Here is a 23,618-nt window from a genome sequence, read left to right on the forward strand (position 1 = left end):
AGCGAGCCTGCTCGCGATGGTCGTCAACGATGACGCGGGTTTTCTGATTAAACGCGGTGTCTTCAAGTCCATCGCGAGCAAGCTCGCTCCTACAAGGTAGGCTAAGCTTTGATCAACTCGTTGCTCACGATGCTCGGTTCTGCAGGTTTTGGTTTTTTCTGGAGAGCGTCTGCAACAGCTATCCCAGACTGGCCAAAACCTTTCACGCAGGATTGCCGTGATGACAGAGCCCCTCCTCAGCTTTGATGCACTCAAGCGCGCCGCTGCCGCTGGCGAAATCGATACCGTGCTGGTCTGCATGGTCGACATGCAGGGACGCCTGGTCGGCAAGCGCTTCCAGGTCGAGTTTTTCATCGACAGCGGCCACGAAGAAACCCACTGCTGCAACTACCTGCTGGCCGATGACATCGACATGGAGCCGGTGCCGGGTTACGCCGCGGCCAGTTGGAGCAAGGGCTACGGCGATTTCGTGCTCAAGCCCGACATGTCCACCCTGCGGCGCGTGCCCTGGCTTGAGTGCACGGCGCTGGTGCTGTGCGACGTGCTCGATCATCACCATCGCCAGGACCTGCCCCACAGCCCACGGGCGATTCTGAAAAAACAGGTCGAGCGCCTGCGCGAGCGCGGTTATACCGGCATGTTTGCCTCGGAACTGGAGTTCTATCTGTTCGATGAGACCTACGAGGCGATCCACAAGCGCAACTATCACAAACCGAAAACCGCCGGCCATTACATCGAGGACTACAACATCCTCCAGACCACCCGCGAAGAGCCGGTGCTGCGGGCGATTCGCAAGCACTTGCAGGCATCGGGCATTCCCGTGGAAAACTCCAAGGGTGAATGGGGCCCGGGGCAGGAAGAGATCAACATCCGCTACGCCGATGCCATGACCATGGCCGACCACCACGTCATCATCAAGCACGCCTGCAAAGAGATCGCACAGTTGCAGGGCAAGGCGATCACCTTCATGGCCAAGTGGCGATACGACGCCGCCGGCTCCAGCAGTCACATCCATAATTCGTTGTGGGACAAGAACGCCAAGAAGCCGCTGTTCTTCGACGCGAAAGCCGAGTTCGGCATGTCAAAACTGATGCGGGCCTGGGTCGCCGGGCAGCTCAAGTACGCCAACGACATCACCTGTTTTCTCGCGCCCTACATCAATTCCTACAAGCGTTTCCAGGCTGGCACTTTTGCGCCGACGCGGGCGGTCTGGAGCCGCGACAATCGCACCGCCGGCTTTCGCTTGTGTGCCGAGGGCAGCAAGGCCATCCGCATCGAATGCCGCATTGGCGGAGCCGACCTCAACCCCTATCTGGCCTTCGCCGCGTTGATCGCGGCAGGTTTGGCAGGTATCGACGAGAAGCTCGATCTTGCGCCGCCGTTCGAAGGTGATGCCTACCTGGATGAGCATTTGCCGGAAGTGTCCAAGACACTGCGCGAGGCGAGCGCCGCACTCAAGAGCTCAAGCATGTTGCGCGAGGCGTTCGGTGATGAGGTTGTCGACCATTACGTGCACACCGCCGAGTGGGAGCAGAAAGAGTACGACCGGCGAATCACCGACTGGGAATTGCAGCGCGGTTTCGAGCGCTATTGAGAACATCATGACTGCGAAGGTGCAACTGATCTCCCCGGTCGATGGCCGGGTGTACGTCGAACGCGATCTTGCCGATGCGGCGCAGGTCGAGCATGCGCTGACCGCGGCGGCCAGCGCACAGGCGTCATGGCAACGCCGCTCTCTGAGCGAACGTGCGGCATTTTGCAGCGCCGCGGTGGACGCGATGCTGTCGATGCAGGCCGACATCGTGCCGGAACTGGCCTGGCAGATGGGCCGCCCGGTGCGTTACGGCGCCGGCGAACTGCGCGGTTTTGCCGAACGCGCCCGGCACATGATCGCCATTGCACCACAGGCCCTGGCCGCTATAGAGCCGGAGCCCAAGGTGGGTTTCCAGCGCTTTATCAAACGCGAGCCGCTGGGCACAGTGCTGGTGGTCGCTCCGTGGAACTACCCCTATCTGACGGCGGTGAACACGATCATCCCGGCGCTGATGGCCGGCAACAGCGTGATCCTCAAGCATGCGTCGCAAACCCTGTTGGTGGGCGAGCGTTTCGCCGAGGCCATGCGTCGCGCAAAACTGCCCGAGGGGTTGTTCCAGAATCTGCTGCTCAACCATGTGTCGACCGGGGCGATCATTGCTTCCGGGCGCGTGCAACAAGTGAACTTCACCGGTTCCGTAGAGGCTGGCAAAGTCATGGAAAGCGCCGCCAGCGGACAATTTCTCGGCATGGGCCTGGAGCTCGGCGGAAAAGACCCGGCCTATGTCCGGGCAGACGCCAACCTTGAACAGGCGGTGGAAAATCTGGTGGACGGCAGTTTCTTCAATTCCGGGCAGAGTTGCTGCGCCGTGGAACGCATCTATGTCGACCAGAACATCTACCCGGTGTTTGTCGAGCGCTTCGCCGAACTGACCCGCCAATACGTGCTGGGCAACCCGCTGGACGAAGCCACCACCCTCGGTCCGCTGGTGACACCAGGCGCCGCATTCTTCGTTCGTGGCCAGATCGCCGAAGCGTTGGCCCAGGGCGCGACGGCGCTGATCGATCCGAAGTCCTTTGCCGCCGACGTACCGGGCAGCGCCTACCTCGCGCCGCAAGTGCTGGTGGACGTGACCCATCAAATGTCGGTCATGCGCGACGAAAGCTTTGGTCCGGTGGTCGGCATCATGCCGGTGGCCTGCGATGAAGAAGCCATCGCCTTGATGAACGACAGTGAGTTCGGGCTCAGCGCGTCCATCTGGACCCAGGACCTCGCAGCGGCCGAACGCCTGGGCAACGAGATCGCCACCGGCACGGTGTTCATGAACCGCTGCGATTACCTGGACCCGGCGCTGGCCTGGACCGGCGTGAAGAACAGCGGGCGCGGCGTCACCCTGTCGCCACTGGGCTACGAACACCTGACCCGGGCCAAATCCTTTCATCTGCGTCACGAGGTGTAGACCATGAACCTGACAGGAAACTGGAACTACCCCACGAGCGTTCGTTTCGGTGTCGGGCGCATCTCTGAACTGGCCGAGGTCTGTCGCAGCCAGGGCATCCAGCGACCCTTGCTGGTGACCGACAGCGGCCTGGCGCGCGCGCCGATCACCACGGCGGCACTCGACGCATTGCGCGCCGCCGGTCTTGGCGTGGCGCTGTTTTGCGACCTCAAGCCCAACCCGGTCGAAGCCAACCTGGCCGGCGGGCTCGACGCCTGGCGTGCCGGCCAGCACGATGGCGTGATCGCGTTCGGTGGTGGCAGTGGCCTGGACATGGGCAAGCTGATTGCCTTCATGAGCGGCCAGACCCGCCCGGTCTGGGACTTCGAGGACATCGGCGACTACTGGACCCGCGCCGACGACAGCCGCATCGCCCCGGTCATTGCCGTGCCGACCACGGCGGGAACCGGTTCCGAAGTCGGCCGTGCGGCGGTGATCATCGACGAGCGCACCCACACCAAACGCATCATCTTCCACCCGAAAATGATGCCACGCGTGGTGATCAGCGATCCGGCCCTCACCGTCGGCATGCCGGCGAAAATCACCGCAGGCACCGGCATGGACGCTTTATCCCATTGCCTGGAGGCGTACTGCGCCCCCGGTTTTCACCCCCTGGCCGATGGCATTGCGGTGGAAGGCATGCGCCTGGTGGCCAACTCACTGGTGAAGGCGGTACACACGCCGTCGGACCTGGAGGCACGCGCGCAAATGCTCGCGGCGGCGGCAATGGGCGCCACGGCATTCCAGAAAGGCCTGGGCGGGATGCATGCGCTCTCCCATCCGGTGGGTGCGCTGTACGACACCCATCACGGCATGACCAACGCCACCTTCATGCCCTATGTCCTGCAGTTCAATCGCTCGGCCATCGAGGAGCGCATCACCCGCCTGGCGGCGTACCTGCGCCTGCCCTCGCCGGGGTTCGACAGTTTCCTGGCCTTCGTCCTCAAGCTGCGCAAGGACATCGGCGTGCCCCATACCCTGGTTGAACTGGGCGTGGATGACCGGCAGGCCGACCTGATCGCGGACATGGCGATTGTCGACCCCTCCGCCGGCGGCAACCCGCTGCCATTGACCCGGGACGGCGTGGCAAAGATTTTCGACGCGGCGTTTCACGGCCGCCTGTAGAGCAGTCGCCTGGCCAGCACTGCGCATGGACAGGTGTGATCCGTTGGCGACAGGAGCAGTACGACAAGGGGTTGAAAGCCAGCCCATCCGGCGACCCGGATGGTTGCGTATGAACACCTGAAGGGGCACACATCATGAACCCAGCAAGCCAGCCGGGCACCGAAACGCACGACGATGACATCAAGGTGCTGCACAGCATGGGCTATGCCCAGCAACTCTCACGACGAATGGGGGTTTTCTCCAACTTCGCCATTTCCTTTTCGATCATCTGCATCCTCTCGGGTGGCATCAACTCCCTGGCCCAGGGCACCTCGGGCGCGGGGGGGATATCCATCGGCATCGGCTGGCCGATCGGCTGCCTGATCTCCGGGGTGTTCGCCATGGCCATGGCGCAGATCTCCTCGGCCTACCCCACCGCCGGCGGCCTGTACCACTGGGGCTCGATTCTCGGTAACCGCTTCACTGGCTGGCTGACTGCGTGGTTCAACCTGCTGGGGCTGGTCACGGTGCTGGGCGCGATCAACGTCGGCACCTATTACTTCTTTTTCGGTGCCTTCGGACCGGCACTGGGCATGGAGGACACGACCACGGTCCGGGTGATTTTCCTGGCGATCCTCACCGGCCTGCAGGCCTTGTGCAACCACTTGGGCATTGGCCTGACCGCCAAGCTCACTGACTTCTCCGGTTACCTGATCTTCGCCACGGCGCTGGCACTGACCATCGTCTGCCTGATGTCGGCACCCAGCTATGAATTCGCGCGGTTGTGGACCTTCAGCAACTATTCCGGCGAGGTGGGCGGCAGCGTCTGGCCGCAGGTCTCGAACGGCTGGGTTTTCATGCTCGGTCTGCTGTTGCCGATCTACACCATCACCGGCTATGACGCCTCTGCGCATACCTCCGAAGAAACCCGCAATGCGGCCATGTCGGTGCCGCGCGGCATGGTCATGTCGGTGGTCTGGTCGTTGCTGTTCGGCTGGCTGATGCTCAGCGCATTCGTGCTGATGCTGCCGAACATGGACGAGGCGGCCAAGCAAGGCTGGAACGTGTTTTTCTGGGCCATGAACACCCAGGTCAACCCGACCTTGAAACTGGTGCTTTACGTGGCGATCTTCATCTCGCAGGTGCTCTGCGGGCTGGCCACCGTCACCTCGGTTTCACGGATGATCTTCGCGTTCTCCCGGGACGGTGGCCTGCCCTGTTCGAAAGCGCTGTCCTCGGTCTCATCGACCCATCGCAGCCCGGTGGCAGCGATCTGGACCGGTGCCACCCTCGCGGTGTTGTTCGACTGGGGCTCGTCGGTGATCTCGATCGGGGCAACGCCGGTCTATACGATCGTGGTGTCCTGCACGGTGATCTTCCTGTTTTTCTCCTTCGCCATTCCCATCGTGCTCGGCCTGTTTACCTATGGGACCTCGAAGTGGCCGACCATGGGGCCGTGGAACATGGGGCGGTTCTGGTACTCGGTGTTCGCCATTCTCTCGATCCTTTCGATGATCATCATTTTCGTCATCGGCATCCAGCCACCGAATGATTGGGCGCTGTACATCACCATCGGTTTCCTGGTGCTGACGGCCATCGTCTGGTTCGGCTTTGAAGCCCGGCGCTTCCAGGGGCCGCCGGTGGGCGACATGATCGTCAAGCGCCAGGCTGAAATTGCCGCGGCGGAGGCGGCGTTGAATAAAAAATAGAGCCAGCAACAAGTCATCTGTGGCGAGGGAGCTTGTCGGATCGCCGCACCGTCCCGCTTGAGTGCGCAGCACTCACAAAAATCGGCGTTATTGCCGAAATTTTTGGGGCCGCTACGCAGCCCAGCGGGAGCAAGCTCCCTCGCCACAAGCACCGTGCAGTGCCTGGTGAACAAAATGGGGCTCGATTCGCCGGGCTTTTTTTCATGGCGATCATCTATCCTGTGCCTCCCTGATTTCACCCCGGAGACACCTGTGCCCGCCCTCACCGCCCGCGAGGTTTACCAGCCGTTGCGCGATGCCGCCCAAGGCATTTGCACTTTCCAGCGAGTCGACGACGCTTGCGAGTCTGGCCATGTACGGGTCGACATCGACGGCTGGTGCCTGACCCTCGAAGTCGATGCCGGCCACTTGCGCCACTGCCTGCACGGCCAAAGCCCCGATGGCCGTGAATATGTGTTCGACAACGGGCAACGCTTCGGCACCGACCCGGTGAGTTTGCTCAGCACCTGGGAGCTGGCGCAGATTGAACGGTTGCTGGCCTGAATCCTTCGCACCTGTCGTTCCCTGGCCGCACTTGTGATAAACAAGTCGGAGTGATTTTCGCGTCCAAGGAGGTTCTGCCCATGCCCCGTTCCCCACGCCTGCCGCACTGGCTGACCTGCGCCCTGCTCGGTTTGTTCGCTGGCGGCGCCCAGGCCGGCACGACACCCCCGGCGCCCGATGCCTTGCAACCCTTGCTGGCGACGATGAATGAGCGGTTGTACATCAGCGAGCTGGTGGCGCTGACCAAGTGGGACAGCGGCAAACCGGTCCAGGACAGCGCCCGGGAAGCGCAAGTCATCGCCAACGCCAGGAAGCAGGCGGCCCAGCGCCAGCTTGACCCCGATGATGTCGCCGACCTGATCGCGGCCCAGATCGAAGCCAGCAAACTGGTGCAATATGGCCGACTCGCGCAATGGCAAGCAGCGCACAAGGCACCGGACACGCCACGGCCGGACCTCAACAACGACATCCGGCCCAAGCTCGACAAGCTGCAAGACCTGCTGCTCAAGCAGTACGCCGCGTTCCTGCCCTATCGCAAAGACCCGAACTGCCTGCAATGGCTGGCCACCGAACGCTCCGCGCTGATCAAGGATTACCTGCATGGCCAGGCGATGATTCGTGCGACCGGGGAGCTGTGTATTGCGGGGCGATGACGTCTAATGAGCCACACTGAAACCCTCGCTAAAATCTTCCTCGGCCCGGTGTTGCTGGCTCAAGGTCTCTACACCAGGCGGGTGACGCCCAAGTTGCCGGAGGCCGAGGGCGAGCGTCAAGGCGAGGCCGGCAACGGCGACGTTCTGCGGTTGTTGATTGTCGGCGACAGCGCCGCTGCAGGGGTGGGTGCGGCGACTCAAGGTGAAGCCCTCAGCGGTCGGCTGGTGGAGCGCCTGGCCGATGATTACCGGGTGTCGTGGAAACTCTGGGCGCGCACGGGCCTGGATTCGCAAGGGCTGCTGGAGCTGCTCGAACAGCACGCCCCCGAGCCGTTCGATGTGGCGCTGTTGTCGATTGGCGTCAACGATGTCACCAGCTCACTCACCCTGGATCAGTGGCTCGCTCGGCAACGGAGTTTGATGGCGCTGTTGTGCGACAAGTTCGCGGTGAGGCAGATCGTGGTGTCGCCGCTTCCGCCGATGCATTTGTTCCCCGCGCTGCCGCAACCATTGCGCTGGTTCCTGGGGTTCAGGGCGCAGCGTTTCAATGCACATTTGGCGGATCTGGCCGCACGCCTGGATCAATGTACGATGCTTACCACCCCGCTGGCGCCCGAACCTGGCTTGATGGCCAGTGATGGTTTCCATCCGGGGCCGATGCTCTACCGTCAATGGGCCGACGATGCCGCCAGGGTCATCGACCAACGCTTTCGCAGCACAACAATAAAAAACAGGAGTTGAAGATGTCTGAGTTGAACCTGAACCACAACGTCGCAGCGTCCCTGAAGCAGTGGCACGCGATGATCGAAAACCGCGACTTGAGCGGCTTCCCGGAACTGCTCGATCCGCAGGCGGTGTTCCGTTCGCCGATGGCGCACACGCCGTATCCGGGAGCGCCGGTGGTGTCGATGATCCTCAACACGGTCATCAACGTGTTCGAGGATTTGGCCTATCACCGCGAATTGGCGACGGCGGACGGCTTGAACGTGATTCTCGAATTCAGCGCCAAGGTCGGCGGGAAAGAGCTGAAGGGCATCGACATGATCCGCTTCAACGAACAGGGCAAGATTGTCGAGTTTGAAGTGATGGTGCGGCCGTTGAGTGGCTTGCAGGCGTTGGGTGAGGAAATGGGGCGGCGGTTGGGGGCTTATCTGAAGGCCAGCAAGACCTGATTTCCCGATTCACCAACAACTCATGTGGGAGCGAGCCTGCTCGCGAAGGCGGCGAACCAGTCGATAGAGATGTTGACTGACACTCCGCTTTCGCGAGCAGGCTCGCTCCCACAGGTTTTGTGTAAAGCCTGGAATCTTCACACCATCGGCTGATGACTGGTCACGCAGTGAATCCCGCCACCACCGGCGGAGATCGCGTCGATGTCGAGTTGCACCACCTTGCGCTGCGGGTAGAGCTCGGATAGCAGGTCGAAGGCTTTGGCATCGGCTTCTTCGTCGCCGAATTGCGCAGCGATGATCGCGCCGTTGATCACGAAGTAGTTGATGTAGCCCGCAGCGAAGTCCTGATTGTCTTTGCTGAACTGGCTGCTGCGCGGGTTGAGTGGCGGCGAAACGGTATGCACCTGCAACTTGCGGCCATCGGCATCCGTGGCGTTTTCCAGGATCTGCAAATGGGCGCGAGTGACCTTGTAGTCGTAGGACTCGGGGTCGTTGTCGAGGTTGGCGATGACCACGCCGGGCCTGACGAAGCGCGCATAGAAGTCGACATGGGCGTCGGTGATGTCTTTGCCCTTGATGCCCGGCAGCCAGATGATTTTGCGCAGGCCCAGGCGTTGTTTCAGTTCCTCTTCGACCTCGGCCTTAGTCCAGTCGGGATTGCGATTGCGGTTGATCCAGCTGCTTTCGGTCATGATCCCGGTGCCGTGGCCATCCACTTCGATGCCACCGCCCTCGCCCACCAGTTCGCTGCGCAGATAATCCGCCTCGGCGTTTTCCGCGACCTGGGTGGCCAGTTGCGCATCGTCCGCATGCTGCTGTTTGTTGCCCCAGCCGTTGAAGTTGAAGTCCACGGCGCCGAGGCCGCCGTTGCCATCGACGACAAAATTGGCGCCGATGTCGCGCATCCAGATGTCGTCCAGTTCGGTGATCACGAAGGTGGTGTTGCGGCTGCCGCATTTGGCTTCGGCCAGGCGCCGTTCGCTCTGGCGACAGAACACGGTGACCGGCTCGTATTCGGCAATGCTCCGGGCGATCCGGCCAAGGGCGTCTTGTACGTGGGGGGTGAAGTCCTCCCAGATCGCGGCCTGTGCGCCGAAGGCGATGAAAGCCCGCTGGTGTTTGTCCCCTTCATCGGGCATGTACCACTTGCCGTTGCCGGCCGCTCGCACCGGCAGGTCGGCAAAGCCCAATCCCATGGACGTCACCGCGCCCAGTCCGGCGGCGACCGATACCTGCTTGATGAATGTTCGACGTGTCGGCATGTGTTTTCCTGAAATCGAGGTTTGGCCGGCCCTCGGGCCGGCCGGTGATCATTTAAAGGTAGCGGTCTTGAATTTGGTCCAGGTGCGCATGCGTGCCCGCATGTCGGCCTGGGGTATGTCCTTGCCGGGAATCAGCCGCCCGTAGGTGGCTTCATCAAGATAGATGTCCGGATTGCTGCGCATCACGGCATCGACGTCCGGGCGTGCCTTGGCATTGGAGGTCGGGTAGCCGGTGAAGTTGCTGATGGCCGCCATGTTCTGCGGGCGCATCACGAAGTTGATGAAGGCGTAGGCGTACTCCGGATGCCGGGCGTCGACGGGAATGGCCATGGTGTCCATCCATACCGTGGTGCCTTCGCGGGGAATGCGGTAGTGGAAAGTGGTTTTCTTGCCGGCACTGTCCGACGTGCGTTGCGCCTGGGTCATGTCGCCGCTGTAGCCCAGGGACATGCACAGGTTGCCGTTGACCAGGTCGGTCACCGGTTGTGACTGGAACTTGCGGATGTACGGCCGCAACTTCATCAGCAAGTCACTGGCCGCCGCCAGGTCCGCCGGTTTGGCGCTGCGCGGATCGCGGCCGAGGTAATTGAGCACCACCGCCAGCACTTCGTCCGGCGAGTCGATCATCGAGATGCCGCAGTCGGCGAACTTCGCCGCCAGTTCCGGCTTGAACAGCATGTCCAGGCTATTGACCGGCGCGTCCGGCGCACGCTTGGCGATCTGCTCGGCGTTGTAGGTCAGGCCGATGGTGCCCCAGGTATACGGGACCGTGGCCTGGCTCGAATGCTCATAGTGCGAGCGCAATTTCTGCAACCCCGGCTCGACGTCGTTCAGGGCGATGATTCTGGACTGGTCCAGCGGTTGCAGGCTGCCGGCGCGCATCAGACGTTCGGCCACGGTGTCGCCGGGGAAGACCAGGTCGTAGCCGCTGCCGCCGGCGAGCATTTTCGCTTCCAGGGTTTCACTGCCGTCCATGACGTCATAGATCACCTTGATCCCGGTTTCGGCAGTGAACTTGCTCAGGGTGTCCTCGGCAAAATAATCGGCCCAGTTGTACAGCCGCAGGGTTTTCTCTTCGGCGTGCAGCGCAGGCACCGCGCAGGTCAGCGCCAACCCCATCGCCAGGCACAGCTTGTTGATCGTGTTCATGTCACACCCCTTGGGTTGCCCAGCGTGAGTGGATCTGACGACCGTCCTGGGTCAGCAAGGCGCCGTACATGTCCGGACGACGATCGCGGTAGATGCCCCAGGTCAGGCGGTCTTCGCGCATGGCCGCCAGGTCCAGGCTGTGGACCAGCACGCCGGTGCTGTCACGGTCGGCTTCGGCGAGCAATTTGCCCTTGTGGTTGCAGATGAACGACGAGCCGTAGAAGTTCATTTGCAGGGTCGGGTCGGTGGTCGCCGCTTCCCGGCCGACACGGTTGGCCGCCACCACCGGCAGCAGGTTGGCGGCGGCGTGGCCGCGCATGGTCATCTGCCAGTGATCCCGGGAATCGAGCGTGGCGCAACCCGGTTCAGAGCCAATGGCCGTGGGGAACAGCAGCACTTCGGCGCCCATCAAGGCCAGGCAGCGGGCGGTTTCGGGGAACCACTGGTCCCAGCAGATGCCCAGGCCGATGCGCCCGAACGCGGTGTCCCAGACCCGGAACCCGCTGTCGCCGGGGCTGAAGTATTCCTTCTCCTGATAGCCGATAGCGTTGGGGATGTGGGTCTTGCGGTACACGCCCAGCAGGCGCCCGTCGGCGTCGGCCACGCTCAGTGAATTGAAGTAGGCATTGCCGGCCTTCTCGTACCAGCTCAGCGGCAGTACCACGCCCAACTCTTTGGCCAATGCGGCAAAGCGCTGGAGCACGTGGCTGTCGCGATACTCTTCGGCCAGTGCCAGGTGTTTGTGGTGTTGCTCGATGCAGAAGTACGGCGTGGCGAACAGCTCCTGCAACAGGATCACTTGCGCGCCCTTGGCCGCTGCCTCGCGGACCAGTTGCTCGGCCTGGTCGAGGTTGAGTTTCAGGTCCCAGGTGCAGGGCATCTGGGTGGTGGCGATGGTCAGCAGTGTCATGGCATCAACCCCGCACCGGCCAGGCCGGCTGTTGCTGGGTGATGCAATGCACACCGCCGCCGCCATGGGCCAGATGATTGATGCGCACCGGCACCACTTCACGACCGGGGAATGCCTGCGCCAGCACTTCAGCAGCGACCTTGTCGGCATCGATGCCATAGGCCGGCATGATGATCGCGCCGTTGGCTATGTAGAAGTTGGTGTAGGAGGCGCAGAACACTTCGGCCTCGGTGTCTACCGCATCGGAGGCTTCATAGAGTTCGATCAGCTCGAACTTGCGGCCCTGGGCATCGGTGGCCAGTTCAAGGGCGCGACGGTTTTCCCGTGCGACTGCGGCGTACACAGAGCTCTGGTCGTGGGTGGCGTCCACCAGCAACACACCGGGGCGGGCAAAGGCGCACACGCCGTCGACGTGGCCGTCGGTCATGTCGCCGGTCACGTAGTCCGGATCGCCCGGCAGCCAGATGGTTTTCTTCACGCCCAGCAGGCGGGTGAAGATCTCTTCGATCTCGGCCTTGGTCACGCCCGGGTTGCGATTGGGGTTGAGCAACACCGATTCGGTGGTGATCAGCGTGCCCTCGCCGTCCACGTGAATGGCGCCGCCCTCGTTGCTCAGCGCCGTGCCGAAACACTCCAGCCCCAAATGATTGAGCGCACGGCGGGCCAGGCTTTCGTCCAGATCGTGGGCCGACTTGCCGCCCCACGCGTTGAAGCGCCAGCTCACACCGGCCAGGCCTTGCCGCGGGTGGCAGACGAAGCTCGGGCCGGAGTCGCGGCACCAGCTGTCGTTGACCACCAGTTCGATCAACTCGATGTTCGGCCCGCACAAGGCCTTGGCGCTGGCGACGGCCGAAGGATCGACCACCAGTTTCACCGGCTCGAAGCGGGCGATGGCGTTGGCCACCCGGGCGAAGTCCTCTTGAACCTGTGGCAGTGTCACCCGCCAGCCTGACTCCCAAAGCGTCTTGTTGTGCGGCCAGACCATCCAGGTGGCGGCGTGGGTGACCCATTCGGCCGGCATCGTCCAACCGCTGTTTTGAATTTCGTTCTGTTGCATGACAAGCACCTCTGAGTTAAGTCATTGTGTTCAATGAAAACGGCCTTGGCGGTCTTGGCATGCATGCTACGGCTGGAAAAACGGGCAAACAAACGATGGATTTTGCAGACAACTGATTAGAGGAGCTTATCAATATGCTCAAACACTGGCCGCCCCTGAGCACCCTGCGCGGCTTCGAAGCCGCCGCCCGGCTGGGCAGTTTTCACAAGGCCGCCGACGAGTTGCACCTCACTCAATCGGCGATCAGCCAGCAGATCCGCAGCCTTGAGGCCTACCTGGAACAACCGTTGTTCCATCGCAGCGGACGCAGCGTCAGCCTGACCGATGCCGGGCATGATCTGCTGAGCACCACCCAGGCGTTGTTGCAGCAATTGGCGGTGGGCATTCGCCGGTTGGGGCAATACCAGAAACCCAATCAACTGGTGCTCAACACCACCCCGGCGTTTGCCCGGCACTGGTTGTTGCCGCGCCTGGGGGATTTCCGTCGCCAGCATCCGCAGGTCGATCTATGGATTTTCAGCACCGATGAAGTGCCGGACATGGTCAGCCAGACCGTCGATCTGGCGGTGCGCGACGACATCGGTTCCCAGGCCGAATGCAGTTTCAGGGTGCTGCACGCCGACCGCCTCTACCCGGCGTGTCACCCGAGCCTGTTGGCCGTGCCGGTGGAGCAGCGCACCACCCTGCATGGCGAACGGGAAATGGACTGGAGCCACTGGGCGGTGGAATCGGGAATCGATGTGGGGCAGATGGATCAGGGGCTGAATTTTTCCGATCCGGGTTTGCTGCTTGACGCGGCCTGCACCGGACTGGGCATTGCGCTGGTGAGCCAGTTGCTGAGTCGGCAGGCGCGGGCCACCGGGCTGTTGCAGCCGATGGTGGAGCAAACCATCCGCGGCCCGAACTGGGCGCTGCTGACCCACCGTGACAGCGAAAACATCGCGATGGCACGGGCCTTCACCCAATGGCTGGTCGACAATCTGGCAGCCGAGCAGCAGCCCACGGCCTGATTATTGCGCCGGGAAGGTTTGCAGGTAGGCCAGCAGGTCTTCGATTTTTTCCGGGTCGCTGAGCCCCCAGAAAATCATGCGGGTGCCGGGCACGACTTTCTTCGGCGCTTCGAGGTAGGCAATCAGGGTTTCGCGGTCCCAGACCAGGTTGGCGGATTTCATTGCGTCGGAATACACGTAGTCCGTGCTGACGGCGGAGTGGCGACCGATCACGCCATTGAGTTGCGGGCCAAAGAAGGCGCGGGCCGATTCACCGATCTGATGGCAGCCACTGCAGAGGCGCTTGAACACTTTCTCCCCGGCCTGGACATCGCCGGCAGCAAGGGTGGGAGTGCTGAGCAGGCCGGCGGTGAGCGCCAGGGCGAGGGTCGGTGCGGCGATTTTCTTCATGTTGCGTTTCCAGTCTGCGATTCTGGCTATTGGAACATGCCAGTCGGGGATATCCAAAACGGTCAGGGTGGGCTCGCTCCCACAGGGGTTCCGCGTACTGGCTTACTTTTTGGTTCGGGAGGTATTGAGCTCAATTGCCGCCTGAATCAACGCCGTCAGCGCCTTTTCATCGATCGGCTCACCCTCGCGAATATCGATGGCACGCCGGGTATTGCCTTCAAGGCTTGCATTGAACAGCTCCGACGGATCGTCCAGCGAAGCGCCCTTGGCGAAGGTCAGCTTCACCACTTGCTTGTAGGTCTCGCCGGTGCAGATGATGCCGGCAAGGGACCACACCGGCACACCCCGCCACTTCCACTCCTCGATCACTTCGGGGTCGGCCTGGCGGATGATCTGGCGGACGTGGGCCAAGGTTTCGCCGCGCCAGTCAGCCAGTTCCCGGATTCGTTCGTCGATCAGCGCCGAGGCTTCGTTTGTTTCAACCTTGTCCGTTTTCATCACCGTTTCGACCCTCATCATGATGGTTGTGACCGATGAGGGTAGACGGTGTTCGAAGGTTGTCAGGAATCGCTGACTGACGGCGCCTGGGGCACGGGGCGGGTTTTCACGGTGACGAACATTTTGATGCGGTCGCCGATTTCCTGGAGGGTATGGCGGAATGGGTCGTGTCGTTCGCTGGTGGTCGGGTCTTCGAAGTTCCAGACCATCACTTCACCGGTAAACGGCATGCGCGCGGCCTCTTCGGAGGACTTGTCGCACAGGGTGATGACGTAGTCGAACGCCTGGCCTTCGAAATCTTCGAGAGATTTGCTGCGCAGACCGCTGGCATCGACGCCGATGTGATCCAGGGATGCGAACGTGCGTGGATCGATCTCGGTGGCCTCAAGCCCGGCGCTGAAGGCCTGGAAGTCGGCAGGATCGATATGACGCAGCAGGGCTTCGGCCATGGGTGAGCGGACATCGTTTCGGCCGCAGACGAACAGCACGCGACGGGGGGCGGTCATGGGTGTACCTCGGCTGGCGGACTTTAGTGTTTGCTCATCAATCCATGCAGCACGCCGAACCGCAACCCCGGTTCAGACGCAATCATGTGCGTGATCCCGAACACCTTGAACGCTGCCAGCATCACTACCAGACCGCCGGGCAAAATGCTCAGGCGATGGGTGGGCAAACCGGCCAACTTGAGGTGTTTCACATGTTTGACTTCCAGCAGGCGCAACGACAGGCGTAACAGGCCACCGTAGGTGATGCCGCTTTGCCCGTCATCATTGAGGCCATTGGCCTTGAGCACCTTGGCCAGCATCCGCGCCGTCCCGGAAGAACCGATCGCCTGCTGCCAGCCCATGGCGCGGTAACGGCGGGCAATGCGTTCGAATTGCACCGTGGCCGCGCGCTCGGCTTCCAATAGCGCTTCGGCCACGATCCGCCCGCCATGGAAGTAACGCGCACCGAAAGTGCCGCTGCCGATGGCAATGCTCTCGGTGACCAGTAGCTGGTCGCCACGGCCGATGATCATCTCCGTGGAACCACCGCCGATATCCACCACCAGCCGCGTGGTTTGCGCCGGCAAGGTGTGGGCCACGCCGGCATAGACCAGTTGCGCCTCTTCGTGGCCGGAAATGACGTCGATGCGAAAGCCCAGGTGCCGTTCGGCACTGGCCAGGAACAGCGGCGCGTTGTCCGCTTCGCGTACCGCGCTGGTGGCCACCGCCCGCACCCGCCCGGCCTCGAAACCGCGCAGTTTCTTGCCGAATCGCGCCAGAGCCTGCCAGCCCCGGTCCAGCGCCAACTCATCGAGCGCCCCACCCTGCAGGCCTTCGGCCAGACGCACCGGTTCACGCAGGGTTTTCACTTCCTGGATGACCATCTGCTGGTTCCGTCTCACCGACTGGCCAATCATCAGGCGAAACGCATTGGAACCCAGGTCGATGGCGGCAAACAGCGGGGCGTCTTTCATACGGGGTTCCTTGCACATTCATCTGCCGGCGGACTGGCGGCCGTCGGGCACTCAAGACGGATTGCGAGGATCTTGCCATTACTTCGATGACACCGAGATGACACAGCCTGGAGATCTGACCCTCGCCACAATTAGTCGGCAGTCAGCGAATTAACGGCATCCTGATGAATGTCCATCAAGCTGTCATCGAATCGTCATGAACCGGGCGCCATACTCAAGTCATTCAATGCGTGCTTTAACTTTCTGCTGCCAATTCTGGTGGCTTTTTTTTGCCTGGAATTCTGCTTACAGACACTCCTGCGCCGCACGCTCGAACGTCGACGGCACGAACGCCGAGGCCAGCAGCTTGCGCTCGTACAGGAACACCTTGCCTCCGTTCGAGGCTTTATAGGTTTCAAGCACGTTGTCCGCCGACACTTTGCTCGATACGACGATCCGGTAGCTGCGCTGGGTCTGCGACACCGTGGGCACCAGCGCATCGTCCTGCAACTTCGGCAACACGCAATGGGTGTACTCCTCGGGCGACTTGCTGGTGTGCAAGGTCATGGTCGGATTGTTCGGCGTGGCACAACCGGCCAGCAGCAGCGAGGCGAAGGCCAGGCTTGGGGCAAAAACAGTGCGCATGAATCAGGTCCTGAAAAGAAATCTACGATGGATCGGGTTGCCCGCCGCTCAATGGGCGTTGGGCTGATTAATTTGTTGTTGCGGTTAATCCGGCGGTTACCAGCGCCTTCAGCGACGCATCGAACTGTTTCAGCGCGGTCAGTTGCAGGTCGCGTTGCTGTTCGATTTGCGCGGCGATCTCGGGTGCGGCCTTGTCATGCACCCACACCGACGGCAGTTGTTTTTCCACCGCGCCTTCGGCCTTGCCGATGTACTGCAGGTTGGCGTCGTAGAACCGCGCGGCGAAACGCGCCTCGACCCGATCGTTACGCTGGGTCAGCAACTGGTTGTGGGTATCGAGCATCACCACCACATCCGGGCGAGCCTGCACCAGGGCATCGAGGTTGTCGTAGACCGTCACCGACAGAAAGGTGTGGTGCAGCGAACTCATCAACCAGTCAATGGCCAGTTGCGGATCGGAGCTGTTGACGAACGCCTGGCGAATCCGCGCATCCAGTGCGTTTTTTGCACCGTTGACGGCCACCGAGTGGTATTGCTCAAGGTATTGCAGGTTTTCCAGGGTATTTTCGCTGTACAGCACCCCGACCGTCTGCCCGTATTGCAATCCGCCCTGGCTACCGGTGATGGGCGGCAGATGGCAGGTGCGTGCTTCGTCGGCAAAGGCCGATGCGGTGGATGCAACACTGCCCAGCAACAAGGCAATCACAGCCAGTCGGGTCAAGATTTTCATCGCGCAGGTTCCTTGAGCCGCGTGTTCAATGCAGGCAATTTTCCGCCTTTGCGCAAAAAACAGAACTTGCGATTCTTGATGGTGACTATTGACTGAACCAATAGTGCGGCGACGCCAGCGCATGCCTCTGGCGCAAAGTTACTGGTCAATGTCGAACAAGCGGCTGTGCCGGACGCCCACTGTTGATTACAGTGGCGACTGCCCTCAAAACCTGATCAAGGAACGAAACAATGGTGACCTGCTACCTGAAATACGTGCTCGACCCCTACCAGCTCGAAGCTTTCGAACACTACGGCAAGTTGTGGATTCCCCTGGTGGAAAAGTTCGGCGGCCAGCACCACGGCTACTTTTTGCCTTCGGAGGGTGCCAACAACATCGCCCTGGCGCTGTTCACCTTCCCCAGCCTGGCGGAGTACGAGCATTACCGGCAGCAGTCGATGAACGATCCGGAATGCATCGCGGCGTTCAAGTACGCCGAGGAGAAGAAATTCATCCTCAGCTACGAGCGTTCGTTCATGCGGCCGGTGCTTGGCTGACTGGATCGCTGAGTCAGTCTTTTTTCAGATCCAGGCAATAGGTGTAGTAACCGGGGTCGCGCACCCAGCCCAGGGATTCATACAGGCGTTGGGCAGTGAGGTTGTCGGTGGCGGTTTCCAGGGTCATGCCTTTGCCGCCGGCCAGCTTCGCGAAATCCCGGGCGGTGTTCATCAGCACGGTGCCGACACCTTTGCCCCGGGCGGCGGGCGTGGTGAACAGATCACCGAGCAGCCAGGTGCGATGGGCATCGATCGAGGAAAAGGTCGGGAACAGCTGGACGAAGCCTAGGTTTTCACCATCGGTGTCCTGGGCAAGAAAAATCACCGACTCGTCCCGGGCGATGCGCTCGGCGATAAAGGCGCGCGATTGCGCCAGGTTCGACGGCTGCTGGTAGAACATCCGGTAGGCGTCAAAAAGAGGGGCGATCTGGTCGATATGCGATGCGTCGGCGCGCAGGGCCTGAATAGCCATGAGGGTGCTCCATTGCGGTCTCAAGGAGTTACAGACTAGCAATGGAGGTGAAGCCAAGAGGGATATTTTTCAAAGCAAGATCAAAAGATCGCAGCCTGCGGCAGCTCCTACATTGGAATGTGTTTCCCTGTAGGAGCTGCCGCAGGCTGCGATCTTTGCTTTTGGATCAGACCCTCACGTTACGCCCCGGCAACGAAGTACGCTGGCTGCTTTCCCAGCCTTCGACCAGCCCCACCGGCACATCCGCTGACGGCAACATCTGTGAGCCACGCACCAGATCGGACGCCCGTTCAGCAAGCATGATGGTCGGCGCGTTGAGGTTGCCGTTCGGCTCGGTCGGGAACACCGACGAATCGATCACCCGCAGACCGGCGATGCCGCGCACGCGCAATTCGGAATCGACCACCGCCATGTCGTCCTCGCCCATGCGGCACGAACCGCATGGGTGGTAGGTGCTTTCCAGGTTGTCGCGCACGAAGGCGTCGAGGTCTTCATCGCTGGTCACCTGCGCGCCCGGGGCGATTTCGCCGTCGCGGAAGCGGTCCATGGCTTTCTGGCCGATGATCTCGCGGGTCAAGCGAATGCAGCGGCGGAAACCTTCGCGGTCCTCTTCCCGCTCCAGATAGTTGAAGCGGATTTCCGGATGCTCGTACGGATCGGCCGAGCGCACGCGCACATAACCACGGCTTTTCGGTTTGTTCGGACCGGTCAGCACCATGAAGCCATGGCCCTTGATCGGCTTGTTGCCGTCGTAGCGCATCGCCGCCGGCAGGAAGTGGAACTGGATGTCCGGCCAGCGCAGGCCCTTCTCGGAGCGGATGAAACCACCGGCCTCGAAGTGGTTGGTGGCGCCCAGGCCATCCTTGAACAGCAGCCAGCGCAGACCGATCATCAGCTTGCTCAGCGGGTCCATCTTGTTGTTGAGGGTCACCGGTTCCTTGCAGCCGAACTGGATGTACACCTCGGCGTGATCCTGCAGGTTCTCCCCTACCCCCGGCAGGTCATGGCGCACGCCGATCCCGGCCTTGCGCAGGACGTCCGCCGGGCCGATGCCGGAGCGTTGCAGCAGGTGCGGCGAGCCGATTGGCCCGGACGAGATCAGCACTTCACGGTTGCAATACACCTGGTGAGTCTGGCCACCGTGGTCATACATGACCCCCACCGCACGCTTGCCTTCAAGAATGATCTGGCGCGTCATCGCGTGGGTGATCACCGTCAGGTTCGGACGGCCCATGGCCGGGCGCAGATAGGCGTTGGCCGTGGAGCAGCGCACGCCGTTCTTCACGGTCATGTGCATGGCACCGAAACCTTCCTGCATGTAGCCGTTGCAGTCTTCGGTCTTGATGTAGCCCGCTTCGGCACCGGCTTCGACCCAGGCGCCGTACAGCGGGTTTTTCATGTGGTTGCCGTTGGTGGTGTGCAGCGGCCCGGTCTGCCCGCGATAGCTATCGCCGCCCGACTCGTAGCTCTCGGCGCGCTTGAAGTACGGCAGGCAGTTGCGATAGCCCCAGCCTTCGGCACCCAGGGATTCCCACTCGTCAAAGTCCAGCGCGTGGCCACGGATGTACACCAGGCCGTTGATCGACGACGAACCGCCCAGCACCTTGCCCCGTGGGCAGTGAATGCGTCGGCCGTTGAGGTGGGTCTCCGGCTCGGTCTCGTAGCGCCAGTTGTACTTCTTGGTGTTCATCGGGATCGAGAATGCGCTCGGCATCTGGATCACTACGCTCTTGTCACTGCCGCCGAATTCCAGGACCAGCACCGAGGTGGCCGGGTCTTCGCTCAGGCGGTTGGCCAACACACAACCTGCCGAGCCTGCGCCAATGATGATGTAGTCGTATTTTTGCGTAGCCATTTTTTGCGTGGTCATGACTATCTCCCGACCGTCGATTCAGTGAATACCGGCTGTGGCTGCTGTTTGTGGGTCAGCGTGTCACCGGTGGTGTATTGCGGGGAGTTCTTCTCGATCTGCTGGATCACCGCTTCTTCGCGTTTCAGATCAATCGAGCGGCTCAGCCAGTAGTACGCCAGGCCCGATACGATCAGCCCGACCAGCCAGGCGATGTCGATGCTGCCCAGCGCCTTGGCGAGCGGGCCGACATACACCTCGCGTTGTTCAACGCCGTCGAATATGTAGAAGAACGGGATCATCGAGATAAAACCGATGGCATAGGCGGCGATACCGCGCAGTCCCCAGCTGCCGTAGATGTTGCCGTGGGGCATGAAGAAGTGCGGGATGGCGTAGCGGCCCTTGCGCACGAAGAAGTAGTCAGTGAGGTTGACCGAGGTCCAGGGCACCAGGAAGTACAGCATCACCACCAGGTAGATCCCCAGCACCGACAGGCCTTTGCCGGAACTCTGGATGCTCAGGGCCACGCCCAGTTGCAGCAGGATCACGAAGCCGATCGCCAGGATGCGAGCCCTGCGGGTTGGTTCGATGTGCTTGATCGAGTCAACGCAGGTCAGCGTGGTCAGCTTGGCGCTGTAGATGTTCATCGCGATCACCGGCAGGAACGCCAGGATGGTGACCACCACCACCGCCGTGCCCACCAGCGGCGACACGGTGTTGCCAACTTGCCCAAGGGCCACCAGCACGTCAGTGGAGTGCAGGTGATCGGCCAGCCAGCCACCCACGGAAATCATCCACGCACCGGACAGCGAAGCCCCGAGGAACACCACGGCAATCAGCTTGCCGCTGGAGGTGTTTTTCGGCAGGTAGCGCGAGTAGTCCGACACATAAGGCGCATAGGCGATGTTGTAGCTGGCGGCCGCCGCAAATTGCGCGATGAAACCGGTCCAGTTGAAACCTAGCGGCTCCCGGGCCACTTCGCCTTCCGCGAGTGCCGGCAGCACTGCATCCGGCACCCAGCCCATCACCACCGCCACGGTCACCAGGCCATACAGCGGCAACGACAGGTACAACGCCCATTTGAAGCTGCGGTGCATCCAGTCATGGCCGAGAATCGCCAGCACCGCCGCCGGTATGGTCACCGCCACCGCGATCACCGCCGGGTTGAACCCGAATAGCGTATGCAGCCCCTGCATCATCAGCACCAGGTTGACGATGTTGAAGCCGGCGAACACGAACAGCGTCGCCAGCAGCACCAGGATCACCCCGCGATAACCGAACTGCGCACGGGACTGGATCATCTGCGGCAAGCCAAGGTGCGGGCCCTGGGAGCCGTGAAACGCCATGAACAGTGTGCCGAACATGATGCCCAGCGTACCGGCCAGCGTGGTCCACAGCGCGGTCAGGCCGACGCTTGGGCCAACGAAGCCGATGGTCATGGTGAAGAAGGTGAAATTGCCGAGGAACCAGAACGGGCCCTGACTGGCCAGCTTGTCAGTGCGCTCGTTCTCGGGGATGAAATCAATCGAATGCCCCTCGACGACGGATTTTTCGTCGAGGCTGGACACGCTCGGGGCGGACTTGGCGTTAGTGTTCATGATGGACTCTTATTGTTGGAAGATCATGACGAGATAACCGCGTTCTTTCGGGTGAACGACTCCCCTGTGGCGAGGGAGCTTGCTCCCGTTGGACTGCGTAGCAGGCCCATTTTCAGGGCCGCTTCGCGCCCCAGCGGGAGCAAGCTCCCTCGCCACAGGTTCAGTGTTGCCCGTGCCTACCTGGCGTTGTTGCTGAAACCGTACAGGACTGTAGGAGCGAGCTTGCTCCGGGCGGCGTTCCGACGATGAATTCGGGTGCGCCGCGTTTAACCAGCAAGCACGCGTATTCGTTAACGACCATCGCGAGCAAGCTCGCTCCTACAAAGGGCTAGCGTCAGCTTGGCAGCGTGATCCACACCGCCTTGGTTTCGAGCAGGTAATCGAGCTGCTCGGCGCCCAGGTCCTTGCCGAATCCGGACTGCTTGTAGCCACCAAACGGCATCGACGGATCGAGGGTGCCGTGGGCGTTGACGTAGACAGAGCCTGCTTTCAAGCGTGGAATCAGGCTGTGCACCTTGCCCAGGTCGTTGGAATACAGTGCCGCCGCCAGGCCGTAGGGCGAATCGTTGGCCAGGGCCAGCGCTTCTTCCTCGTCGTCGAACGGTGCGGTGACCAACACCGGGCCGAAGATTTCTTCCTGGACAATGCGCATGTCGTTGCGGCAGTTGGCGAAGATGGTCGGCTCGACGAAGAAGCCAGGGCCATCGACCGGTTGTCCGCCGTAGACCAGTTCGGCGCCTTCGGCCTTGCCGGTTTCGATGTACTCGGTCACGCGCTGCTTTTGCAGGGCCGAAACCAGCGGGCTGATGAAGCAATCAGGATCCAGGCCCGGGGCCATTTTCAGGGTGCGCGTGTAGGCGATCAGCTCGCGCAGGAATTCGTCGTAGACACTGCTATGAATATAGGCCCGTGTACCGGCGTCGCATACCTGCCCGGAGTTGAAAAACACGCCATTCGCGACCGCTTGGGCGGCGGCCGGGATGTCGGCGTCGGCGCAGACGATGACCGGTGATTTACCACCGAGTTCGAGGGTCAGGCGCTTCATGTCATCCAGCGCTGCGCGGCCGACAGTCTGGCCCACTGGGGTCGAGCCGGTGAAGGTCAGTTTGTCGATACCAGGGTGGGTGGCCATGGCCGCACCAACCACGCTGCCGCGCCCGGTGACGATGTTGATCACGCCGTCAGGGATGCCCGCTTCCTGCACCAGTTCAGCGAAACGCAGGGCCGACAACGAAGTCAGTTCGGCGGGCTTGACCACCACGGTGCAACCGGTCGCCAGCGCTGCGCCGAGCTTCCAGGCCATGGTTTGCAGAGGGAAGTTCCACGGCACGATGGCGCCGACTACGCCCACCGCTTCCTTGCGGGTATAGGCCAGGTAATTGCCCGGCAGAGAAGGTTCAACGGTACGGCCGTGCAGCTTGGTGGCCCAGCCGGCGAAGTAGCGCAGGGTATCGACGGTGCCCTGGATGTCCACGTCCTTGGCGAAGGCCACCGATTTGCCCATGTCGATGGATTCGATTTCCGCCAGTTCAGCAGCGTTCTGCTCGATCAGGTCGGCCAGGCGCTGCATCATGCGCTCGCGTTCGGCCGGTTTGGCCTGACGCCAGGCGCCGCCGTCGAACTGCGCGCGGGCGGCTTGCACGGCGCGGTCCAGGTCATCGGTGGTGCCCATGGGAATGCGGGTGATCAGGCCTTCGGTCGAGGGTTCGATCACATCGGAAGTCTGGCCATCGCTGGCTTCGACCCAGGCGCCGCCGATGAACATTTTCTGGACCTTGCTGAGGAAGGTCTGGGTGGCTTCGCTGACGCCGAATTTCTGCAGGTAACTTTTGACGATCGTGTCCATTTTTGTTCTCTCTGC

General features: G+C 61.8%; 24 protein-coding genes. 10 read left to right on the forward strand and 14 right to left on the reverse strand.

Features of this window, described 5'->3' with window-relative positions; genetic code table 11:
- The first annotated feature begins 220 nt into the window (after nt 1–220).
- The 8 genes from AC3ITY_RS21900 to AC3ITY_RS21935 all read left to right on the forward strand — a co-directional run bounded on the left by AC3ITY_RS21900 (nt 221) and on the right by AC3ITY_RS21935 (nt 8,213).
- Nucleotides 221–1,594 (forward strand): glutamine synthetase family protein, encoded by a 1,374-nt coding sequence (locus AC3ITY_RS21900; RefSeq protein WP_489304897.1) that lies wholly within the window; start codon nt 221–223, stop codon nt 1,592–1,594.
- Between the two features lie 7 nt (nt 1,595–1,601).
- Nucleotides 1,602–2,993 carry an aldehyde dehydrogenase family protein gene (locus AC3ITY_RS21905; RefSeq protein ID WP_489304898.1) on the forward strand — a complete coding sequence of 464 codons (1,392 nt, stop codon included), beginning with the start codon at nt 1,602–1,604 and terminating at the stop codon, nt 2,991–2,993.
- Nucleotides 2,994–2,996: 3 nt separating this feature from the next.
- On the forward strand, nt 2,997–4,157 hold the full coding sequence (locus AC3ITY_RS21910; RefSeq protein ID WP_489304900.1) for an iron-containing alcohol dehydrogenase: 1,161 nt from the start codon (nt 2,997–2,999) through the stop codon (nt 4,155–4,157).
- 134 nt (nt 4,158–4,291) lie between these two features.
- Nucleotides 4,292–5,845, forward strand: coding sequence for an amino acid permease (locus AC3ITY_RS21915; RefSeq protein WP_489304901.1), 1,554 nt, complete (start codon nt 4,292–4,294; stop codon nt 5,843–5,845).
- Nucleotides 5,846–6,097: 252 nt separating this feature from the next.
- The gene (locus AC3ITY_RS21920) at nt 6,098–6,388 is read left to right on the forward strand and encodes a DUF7693 family protein (RefSeq protein ID WP_489304903.1); all 291 of its coding nucleotides are present in this window, start codon (nt 6,098–6,100) and stop codon (nt 6,386–6,388) included.
- Between the two features lie 80 nt (nt 6,389–6,468).
- The gene (locus tag AC3ITY_RS21925) at nt 6,469–7,041 is read left to right on the forward strand and encodes a chorismate mutase (RefSeq protein WP_489304904.1); all 573 of its coding nucleotides are present in this window, start codon (nt 6,469–6,471) and stop codon (nt 7,039–7,041) included.
- A gap of 6 nt (nt 7,042–7,047) precedes the next feature.
- Nucleotides 7,048–7,782, forward strand: a complete 735-nt coding sequence (locus tag AC3ITY_RS21930) for an SGNH/GDSL hydrolase family protein (RefSeq protein ID WP_489304906.1) — start codon at nt 7,048–7,050, stop codon at nt 7,780–7,782.
- A 2-nt stretch (nt 7,783–7,784) separates the two neighbouring features.
- The gene (locus AC3ITY_RS21935; protein ID WP_489304908.1) at nt 7,785–8,213 is read left to right on the forward strand and encodes a nuclear transport factor 2 family protein; all 429 of its coding nucleotides are present in this window, start codon (nt 7,785–7,787) and stop codon (nt 8,211–8,213) included.
- A gap of 137 nt (nt 8,214–8,350) precedes the next feature.
- Here AC3ITY_RS21935 and AC3ITY_RS21940 read toward each other — a convergent pair whose 3' ends face one another.
- From AC3ITY_RS21940 to AC3ITY_RS21955, 4 genes are read right to left on the reverse strand one after another with little or no spacing between them, the layout of a single operon-like run.
- Complete coding sequence (locus AC3ITY_RS21940) at nt 8,351–9,475, reverse strand: agmatine deiminase family protein (RefSeq protein WP_489304910.1); 1,125 nt, start codon at nt 9,473–9,475, stop codon at nt 8,351–8,353.
- A 48-nt stretch (nt 9,476–9,523) separates the two neighbouring features.
- Nucleotides 9,524–10,624, reverse strand: coding sequence for an extracellular solute-binding protein (locus tag AC3ITY_RS21945; RefSeq protein ID WP_489304912.1), 1,101 nt, complete (start codon nt 10,622–10,624; stop codon nt 9,524–9,526).
- A gap of 1 nt (nt 10,625) precedes the next feature.
- Nucleotides 10,626–11,534 (reverse strand): N-carbamoylputrescine amidase, encoded by a 909-nt coding sequence (gene aguB / locus AC3ITY_RS21950; protein WP_223454054.1) that lies wholly within the window; start codon nt 11,532–11,534, stop codon nt 10,626–10,628.
- Nucleotides 11,535–11,538: 4 nt separating this feature from the next.
- Nucleotides 11,539–12,591, reverse strand: coding sequence for an agmatine deiminase family protein (locus AC3ITY_RS21955; RefSeq protein WP_489304913.1), 1,053 nt, complete (start codon nt 12,589–12,591; stop codon nt 11,539–11,541).
- 134 nt (nt 12,592–12,725) lie between these two features.
- On the opposite strand from AC3ITY_RS21955, the gene AC3ITY_RS21960 reads away from it, so the two are divergent.
- On the forward strand, nt 12,726–13,601 hold the full coding sequence (locus AC3ITY_RS21960; protein ID WP_489304915.1) for a LysR substrate-binding domain-containing protein: 876 nt from the start codon (nt 12,726–12,728) through the stop codon (nt 13,599–13,601).
- Here AC3ITY_RS21960 and AC3ITY_RS21965 read toward each other — a convergent pair whose 3' ends face one another.
- From AC3ITY_RS21965 to AC3ITY_RS21990, 6 genes are all read right to left on the reverse strand, one after another.
- Entirely contained in the window at nt 13,602–13,991 is a 390-nt protein-coding gene (locus AC3ITY_RS21965; protein WP_489304916.1) for a c-type cytochrome, read from the reverse strand.
- Between the two features lie 102 nt (nt 13,992–14,093).
- On the reverse strand, nt 14,094–14,489 hold the full coding sequence (locus AC3ITY_RS21970) for a DUF1801 domain-containing protein (protein WP_489304918.1): 396 nt from the start codon (nt 14,487–14,489) through the stop codon (nt 14,094–14,096).
- A 62-nt stretch (nt 14,490–14,551) separates the two neighbouring features.
- On the reverse strand, nt 14,552–14,995 hold the full coding sequence (locus tag AC3ITY_RS21975; RefSeq protein WP_489304920.1) for an arsenate reductase ArsC: 444 nt from the start codon (nt 14,993–14,995) through the stop codon (nt 14,552–14,554).
- A gap of 23 nt (nt 14,996–15,018) precedes the next feature.
- Nucleotides 15,019–15,948: a Ppx/GppA phosphatase family protein gene (locus tag AC3ITY_RS21980; RefSeq protein WP_489304922.1), complete on the reverse strand. Its 930-nt coding sequence runs from the start codon at nt 15,946–15,948 to the stop codon at nt 15,019–15,021.
- Between the two features lie 285 nt (nt 15,949–16,233).
- Nucleotides 16,234–16,572, reverse strand: a complete 339-nt coding sequence (locus AC3ITY_RS21985; protein WP_489304924.1) for a hypothetical protein — start codon at nt 16,570–16,572, stop codon at nt 16,234–16,236.
- Nucleotides 16,573–16,639: 67 nt separating this feature from the next.
- Nucleotides 16,640–17,302 (reverse strand): ATPase, encoded by a 663-nt coding sequence (locus tag AC3ITY_RS21990; RefSeq protein WP_489304925.1) that lies wholly within the window; start codon nt 17,300–17,302, stop codon nt 16,640–16,642.
- Nucleotides 17,303–17,532: 230 nt separating this feature from the next.
- Here AC3ITY_RS21990 and AC3ITY_RS21995 point away from each other — a divergent pair, with 230 nt between their 5' ends.
- On the forward strand, nt 17,533–17,838 hold the full coding sequence (locus AC3ITY_RS21995; protein ID WP_489304927.1) for an NIPSNAP family protein: 306 nt from the start codon (nt 17,533–17,535) through the stop codon (nt 17,836–17,838).
- 13 nt (nt 17,839–17,851) lie between these two features.
- Here AC3ITY_RS21995 and AC3ITY_RS22000 read toward each other — a convergent pair whose 3' ends face one another.
- From AC3ITY_RS22000 to AC3ITY_RS22015, 4 genes are all read right to left on the reverse strand, one after another.
- Nucleotides 17,852–18,310 carry a GNAT family N-acetyltransferase gene (locus tag AC3ITY_RS22000; protein ID WP_489304929.1) on the reverse strand — a complete coding sequence of 153 codons (459 nt, stop codon included), beginning with the start codon at nt 18,308–18,310 and terminating at the stop codon, nt 17,852–17,854.
- Between the two features lie 166 nt (nt 18,311–18,476).
- Nucleotides 18,477–20,165: a choline dehydrogenase gene (gene betA, locus AC3ITY_RS22005; protein WP_489310968.1), complete on the reverse strand. Its 1,689-nt coding sequence runs from the start codon at nt 20,163–20,165 to the stop codon at nt 18,477–18,479.
- A 17-nt stretch (nt 20,166–20,182) separates the two neighbouring features.
- On the reverse strand, nt 20,183–21,757 hold the full coding sequence (locus AC3ITY_RS22010) for a purine-cytosine permease family protein (protein ID WP_223454032.1): 1,575 nt from the start codon (nt 21,755–21,757) through the stop codon (nt 20,183–20,185).
- A gap of 334 nt (nt 21,758–22,091) precedes the next feature.
- Nucleotides 22,092–23,603, reverse strand: coding sequence for an aldehyde dehydrogenase family protein (locus AC3ITY_RS22015; RefSeq protein ID WP_489304931.1), 1,512 nt, complete (start codon nt 23,601–23,603; stop codon nt 22,092–22,094).
- Between the last annotated feature and the right edge of the window lie 15 nt (nt 23,604–23,618).

Source organism: Pseudomonas sp. GL_091, assembly GCF_057837725.1.